This is a genomic window from Nostoc favosum CHAB5714 (genome assembly GCF_020829495.1).
GTDB lineage: Bacteria > Cyanobacteriota > Cyanobacteriia > Cyanobacteriales > Nostocaceae > Nostoc > Nostoc favosum.
In genome coordinates this window covers 20,557-27,014 of record NZ_JAIVFQ010000089.1, presented here as the reverse complement: position 1 = coordinate 27,014, position 6,458 = coordinate 20,557, and the positions used below count along the sequence as shown (strand labels likewise).

Annotated in this window: 9 protein-coding genes; 3 read left to right on the top strand and 6 right to left on the bottom strand. The window is 44.5% G+C overall.

Translation table 11 applies throughout. The features are described 5' to 3' along the window. Positions 1–474: 474 nt before the first annotated feature. Entirely contained in the window at positions 475–1,590 is a 1,116-nt protein-coding gene (locus LC586_RS32155) for an ABC transporter permease (RefSeq protein ID WP_229489506.1), read from the bottom strand. A 262-nt stretch (positions 1,591–1,852) separates the two neighbouring features. Further along, positions 1,853–2,734, bottom strand: a complete 882-nt coding sequence (locus LC586_RS32150) for an Npun_R2479 family HD domain-containing metalloprotein (RefSeq protein WP_229489504.1) — start codon at positions 2,732–2,734, stop codon at positions 1,853–1,855. Between the two features lie 499 nt (positions 2,735–3,233). On the opposite strand from LC586_RS32150, the gene LC586_RS32145 reads away from it, so the two are divergent. After that, entirely contained in the window at positions 3,234–3,635 is a 402-nt protein-coding gene (locus LC586_RS32145) for a hypothetical protein (protein ID WP_229489502.1), read from the top strand. Here the strand turns inward: LC586_RS32145 and LC586_RS32140 are convergent. The 3 genes from LC586_RS32140 to LC586_RS32130 are packed head-to-tail and all read right to left on the bottom strand — an operon-like array spanning position 3,546 to position 4,563. Continuing rightward, positions 3,546–4,109 carry a M48 family metalloprotease gene (locus LC586_RS32140; RefSeq protein WP_229489501.1) on the bottom strand — a complete coding sequence of 188 codons (564 nt, stop codon included), beginning with the start codon at positions 4,107–4,109 and terminating at the stop codon, positions 3,546–3,548. The genes LC586_RS32145 and LC586_RS32140 overlap by 90 nt on opposite strands. Positions 4,110–4,115: 6 nt before the next feature. Then, a complete protein-coding gene (locus LC586_RS32135; protein ID WP_229489500.1) occupies positions 4,116–4,322 on the bottom strand; it encodes a LemA family protein in 207 nt (68 codons plus the stop codon). Further along, entirely contained in the window at positions 4,288–4,563 is a 276-nt protein-coding gene (locus LC586_RS32130) for a DNA-binding protein (protein ID WP_229489499.1), read from the bottom strand. The genes LC586_RS32135 and LC586_RS32130 overlap by 35 nt, the downstream gene beginning before the upstream one ends. Positions 4,564–4,764: 201 nt before the next feature. Between LC586_RS32130 and LC586_RS32125 the strand changes: the two genes are divergently transcribed. Then, positions 4,765–5,010 carry a hypothetical protein gene (locus LC586_RS32125; protein WP_229489498.1) on the top strand — a complete coding sequence of 82 codons (246 nt, stop codon included), beginning with the start codon at positions 4,765–4,767 and terminating at the stop codon, positions 5,008–5,010. Continuing rightward, on the top strand, positions 4,997–5,413 hold the full coding sequence (locus tag LC586_RS32120) for a putative toxin-antitoxin system toxin component, PIN family (protein WP_229489497.1): 417 nt from the start codon (positions 4,997–4,999) through the stop codon (positions 5,411–5,413). The genes LC586_RS32125 and LC586_RS32120 overlap by 14 nt, the downstream gene beginning before the upstream one ends. A gap of 16 nt (positions 5,414–5,429) precedes the next feature. Here the strand turns inward: LC586_RS32120 and LC586_RS32115 are convergent, their stop codons facing one another. Beyond that, positions 5,430–6,449 carry a tRNA-dihydrouridine synthase family protein gene (locus tag LC586_RS32115; RefSeq protein WP_229489496.1) on the bottom strand — a complete coding sequence of 340 codons (1,020 nt, stop codon included), beginning with the start codon at positions 6,447–6,449 and terminating at the stop codon, positions 5,430–5,432. Positions 6,450–6,458 lie beyond the last annotated feature (9 nt).

Sequence of the window (6,458 nt, the reverse complement as noted above, 5' to 3'; positions counted from 1 at the left end):
TCTTTTCTCAAACATACCCGTGCTCCAAAGAAGAAGAAAGATCCTCCAAAGTATGACCCTCAGCATCCACATGTTTCCACTGCCAAACTTTTAGCGACTGCAAAAAAGTCACCTTGACAGGGCTAGGGTGGGGTGTAATGGCTATGGTTAGCATAACTATTTATGCGGACATGATATGACTTCCCCGAACGCTTTCTTTATGTTGAGCGGAGTCGAAATACAGCGTCTCCAAGAGTTGAGGCTGACACCAATGTGTTTGGTATGGCGGGAGGTGTGGCGTTATGCGTGGCGGTACTGCCTCCAGAAACCTGGCTTATTGGTTCACCTTTAAACTTGCAAATTATCCAAAACGGTAGTTCGCTACTCCCCCGTATCACTCCGCTTCCCCTTCCTAATCTTGTTTGGCGCTTGCAAAATTGGTTGCAAATTTGCAGCAGTAAAGGAGGTACGATCGCATTTGCTATTTCTTTGAGCTTATCTCCGCAAACTACGAGGGTCAAGAGCATCTCTCAGCCCATCACCGAGTAAGTTGAATGCTAGCACTGTGAGGATAATCAGCACCGCAGGCGGCCAGATTAGCCAAGGTTGCAGTACCAAAATTGAAGCATTGCTAGCCAGAGAAAGCATATTCCCCCAAGAGGGGTCTGGTTGTTGAATTCCCAAGCCGATGAGACTCAGTATCGCTTCTGCACCAATAAAGCTGGGAATTGCAAGAGTAGCAGAGATAATTACATAACTAGCCGTTTGCGGCAAAACGTGGCGGAGGATAATATAAAGTGGGTTCGCGCCCATCGCGCGTGCCGCTTGGACAAATTCTCGCTCTTTAATTGATAGTACCTGTCCTCGAATGACCCGTGCTAAACCAGCCCAGCTAATAACCGAAGTAATCACTACAATCAGCAAAAAGCGCTGGGTACTGCTTAAACCAGGTGGTAAGACTGCTCCCAAAGTCACCAAAAGATAAATACTAGGGAAAGTCATTAGCACTTCTGCCAAGCGCATAATGACGCTATCAGTCACACCGCCGAAATAGCCGGAAATTCCCCCGATGATCAAACCGAGGGGGTAGGTAATGATAATGCCAAAAATACCGATAAACATACTGATGCGACCGCCATGTAAGAGGCGACTGAATTGGTCGCGGCTTTGGTCATCAGTGCCCAAGATGTTGAATTTTGCCCCAGTTGTTGTGCCAAATAAATGCCAATTTAAGGGAATACCAGGAAAGATTGTGACTTCATCCCATTTTGGGGGTAATGGCAAACTCATCTGCAACAATCGGTATTCTGGCCCAGAGACAAATAGACGCAGGGGTGAGGGCTTTGTCAAGTCTACAATGAGTTTGCGATCGCCTGTTTCTAAATTCGTGTCTCCCTGAGTCGTTGGATAAACATGGGGGCCGATAAACTGCCCTGACTGAGAAACCCAATGTATCTTAGTTGGTGGCAGCAGTGAACCATTGGGCTGTGAGGCGTAGGGGTCATAAGGAGCCACGAAATCTGCTGCAATTACTGCTACGTAGAAAATTAACAGCAAAATTGCCCCAAATCGTGCCAAAGGATTTTTTTTCAGTCGTCGCCACCAATCCATAGTAGTTAGGAGTTATAAGTTAGGATTTATGAGTTATTAAACTTTTATCTTAATTCATAACTCCTGTACAGACGCGATTAATCGCGTCTAATTCTCAACAGACGCGATTAATCGCGTCTCTACTAATTCTCAACAGACGCGATTAATCGCGTCTCTACTAATTCTCAACAGACGCGATTAATCGCGTCTCTACTAATTCTCAACAGACGCGATTAATCGCGTCTCTACTAATTCCCAACAGACGCGATTAATCGCGTCTCTACTAATTCTCAACTCCTAATTTTTCTAAATAGCGCTGCTGTTCTTCCTGTTGTTTTTCATGTTCTACAACAAACACATTTGAGTAGAGATTAGCCAGAATTTGTTTTCCCTGTTGTGTCAGAGATAGATAGTGCAGTCCCTCTTGGATATAGGGATAGACGCCATTCCAGTAAAACTTAGCGTAGTTATTACGTAAATCAGCTGGGGTTTTATAGCCCAAAACTTTATTTACACCAGTTTCTTCAAACTCGTAAAATAATGAAGTAATTTTCTTCAGGTAACGCGGGTCGCTTAGTTGACCAATCAAATCAGCAGCACGTACTAATCCTGCAAAACACCTTGTATCTTGATGATCTTCTGCCGCAGGCACGGGAAATCGAGTCAATTCAATATTGCTTTTAATTGCCTCAGCATCGATTAACTTGTGACCTCCAAAACGCTCATCAATAAAAAGCTTGGCTCTATCAACATGATACGGCGTCAGACTGGCATCAGAAGCGCCAGGAGCTACAGAAATCATTTTGCCATTTTTACCTGTGGCATATAAGTTTGCTGTCTCTCGGTCTTGTCGGCAAACTCCCTTAACGTAGCCAATATCATGAGACACTAAGGAAATGATACAATGCAGCCAGTCTTCACTGGAAACACCGCCTTCCCTAATGTGTTTGCCACGTAATATTTCTTGCCCCACCAGGGTTACAAGTACTGTGTGTTCAACATTGTGATAAAGAGCGTCGCTATTGGCAATGTTTTCCAAAGCCATGTTACCAGCCCAGGCAATAATGTCCTGATAATCATTTTTGAAGCAGCCGTATGTGCGACGGTAACCCTCTCGAATTTCATTTACAAAGGCATCAATTAAAATTTCAGTGGCATTGAACATATCTGGTTACTCTGGTAAATACCAATTATTTATTGATTTGATTGATTTCAAAATTCCATAATCAGGGTCACTCTTGCGGGAATTTAACCTCTCTCTTTCTAGAACAGAGGCTTAAAAACCCGATTATTTCATTGCTCCTCCCGGAGGGGAGGCTGGGTGGGAAAAGTTCGTCGAACTCATGTGAATTTGGGACAATACATTTTGCTCCTTTGTAACTCACCTATAGCTATGGACGCTAGCTTGTCCTATGCCTAAATTGCATGGTAGAAAATAGTTTCCTGGTGACACAAAGGGTTTAGAGGAATTATCGATGCCGGACAAAAACATTTTTGGAGAGAGGTTAATTTCCCCATTCCCCACTCCCTACTCCCGTTCGGCTACGCCCTTCGACTACGCTCAGGACAAGCTCACGGCAAGCCTACTCCCCATTCCTTAAGACTGTGCGATCGCATTTACCAGTGGGAATCATAACAAACAGATTCACCTGAGTAAATATCCAATGGCTTACCAAAACATTACAGGTTCCCTTACCCCAGCAGATATCCAAGAAATTAAAGCAGCCTTTGCGACTATCCAAGCAAAGATGCCTTTTCTTGTTACCCTAAGTGTGGAAGAACGACGCAAGTTATTTAAGATGGGCGATAAAAGCCTAGCCTTTGTCAACACTAGCCTGACTGCTGCCCAGTCTAACCGAGACATTTTACCAGCCAGCTTTGATGTAGACGAATTTGTGCGGGATTATCAATTAGCCGCAACGCTTACCGAACTGTTGATTAAACTGCAACAACTGACAGAACAGCTAGATGATACCCTAATGGCAGTCGGTAGCGAAGCAATGGGTAGCAGTTTGACAGTTTATGATTACGTTATGACTGAATTCGTGGCCGATGACTCCTTGTAGTTCATCTCGGTTCAGGTGTTGCAAAGTTCCACGGGTAACTCCAATTACAGCATCATTGGGCGTAAATCCGGCTGCAAAGGCATTAATGCTGGTTTCTCTCTCAAGGAGATAAACTTCGGGGACGGAAATACCAGAAGCGATCGCCATTTCCTCGACAATATTTAATAGTTGTCGCCCTTGTTCATCCGCCATTTCTGGTAGCAGCAGTCTTCCCCCTAACTCCTCGGCAATTACGCTACCGCCCTCACGGAGATAGGCAATTTTATATAAGCTTCCGACTGCGATCGCAATTATTGTAATCCCAGCCACGTAAAGAAATATCCCTGGATGCCACCAAACACGGGGAGCCATGCCCAACAGAAATAAAGTGGCAATATAAATCGCCATAATCATAACTGCGATCGACAGGGAAAATAACCCGATTAATTGTTGCGTATTTTGGCGTGCCCGATCCTGATGTTCAAAGAAATTCATAGACACCTAAAAAGACACGCGTGGAGCATTTCTAATTTCTGAAGTAGCTTCGGGGAGCAATTCTGCAACAGTAAAGTTAAAAGTATTGGCCACAAGGTTGCTGGGGAAAGATTCGCTCTTGGTGTTGTAAAGTGTCACCGCGTCATTAAAAGCCTGACGTGCAAAAGCAATCCGGTTTTCAGTGGAAGATAATTCTTCCATTACTTGAGTCATGGCGCGATCGGCTTTCAAGATTTTGGTTATCATCTCTAATCCAGATATGTTTGCCTTTTTGCTTGGCTTTTAAGGCTACTTCTAGGAGTGCGTAGGCGTAGCCAGCCGTAGGCATCGCTTTTAACAGCACATCACCATTATCTCCATTAATCTGTTGCGCCAGATTGTTTAGTGTCTCATAAAGTTCTGGCGATAAATCTAAATTTATTTGAGGTCTTGGGGTTTTATCTTGTGCAGTCATTTATATTTTAAAGGATACGAGGGTGATACAAACTTGTGGCTAGTGTGAAGTTAAGCTGTCTACAGAACTCCCAGTTCTTAATTATTGATTTTGAAATAACTATGATCATCCGACAACGTTACTTCAAACAGCCTGATGGGGGAATTATGAGCCGAGGAAGTAACATGATTAAAGATGAGAAATTATGGAAGCGAACAGACCATGATTACTAATGAAGAAATTACTATCAAAGTCCCGTCTGAGGTAGCAGAGGCATACCGCAATGCCACTGAAGACGAACGGGAACAAATTGAAGCCCGGCTCGCAGTGTTACTAAAGTCTTCAATGACAAGCAAGCAGGAAGCCATTGCCAAGCTCAGACAAACAATGGATGAAATTGGTAGACGAGCCGCAGAAAGGGATTTAACGCCAGAAATTTTGGAGTCAATCTTGAATGACGGCGAATGAAAGACGGTTTGTGTGTGATGTCAATGTCATCATTAGTGCGGTGTTATTACCAGGTAGCAAACCAGATCGCGCACTCAGAAAAGCTCAAGATTTAGGGGAATTGTTGGTGTCCGAGTCCATTTGGCTGGAGCTAGAACAGGTACTCGCTCGACCCAAATTTAATCGGTACACCACGCCAGAAGAACGCAACGATTTCCTGGTGGATTTGTCCGAAACTGTACAGTTCATTAAAGTGACTGAACAGATTAACGAATGTCGAGATCCAAAAGATAACAAATATCTAGAATTAGCAGTCGGTGGAAAAGCAGAATGTATTATGACCGGAGATGATGATTTACTAATGCTAAACCCCTGGAGAGGCATTGAAATTCTGACTGTTCAAGAATTTTTAACAAAGAACTAGCGAAATAGCAAGCAGGTTACACGCCTGAGTAGGGTGCTAGGGCTAAAGTTTTCGTCAGATCAGCAAGGAGAAAGCGATCGCAGAGGTTTAACAGTTCTACCTCGGTAGAGGTCTGTCGCATCAGCCGCAGGAAATGACCTTCAGCATCAACACTCAGGGCAATGTAGTTGAGGAACATTTTGAGGTAGCCTACGCGCGATCGCACTGGCATAGTTGCTGAATAAGGCGTTTGCCATAAACGATCAATATAGTTGCGTACCTCTACTAAAGGAATGGGCGTGATCGGCTCTTTTCGCAAAGCCTGCCGAATTTGATTAAAAAGCCAAGGATTCCCGATCGCCCAGCGTCCTACCATCACACCCGCCGCGCCCGTTTGAGAAAGCACTTTAAGGGCAGTTGTCGCAGAATGGATATTGCCATTGGCAAGCACTGGACAATCAACCCGTTTCACCGCTTCAGCGATCAAATCATATTTCACTGCCCCGTGGTACATATCTTTCACCGTGCGACCATGCAAACTCAGCAAATCAATGCTGTGGCTATTGATCATATCTAGAATTTCGTAAAAGTTATCTGTATTTTCAAAGCCTACGCGCATCTTGACGGTTAAAGGGCGATCGTTGACAGCAGAACGCAGTTCTCCCAAAATGCGATCCACTTTTTCTGGTAAGAGCAGCAATCCACCCCCAACGTTTTTGCGATAGATTCTAGGTGCTGGACAGCCCATGTTCAAGTCAACTCCAGCGATATTATAGTTGCAGAGTTCTTTTGCTGTTCTTACTAAGTCGGGAATGCTTTCGCCAATCATTTGAGCAAAAACGGGGCGACCCGTGTCGTTTTCGGTGATTGCTGCCAGAATGCTACGATTGAGCCGTGAGGTATCATTGACGCGGAAATACTCGGTGAAGAAGTAGTCAGGGCTGCCGTAGTGGGCAATGACCTTCATAAACCAGAGGTTTGTCACATCCTGCATGGGCGCAAGAGCCATGAGGGGTAGGCCTTTCTGGAGCGATTGGGGGAGCGATACCTGGGACATAGAGATTTT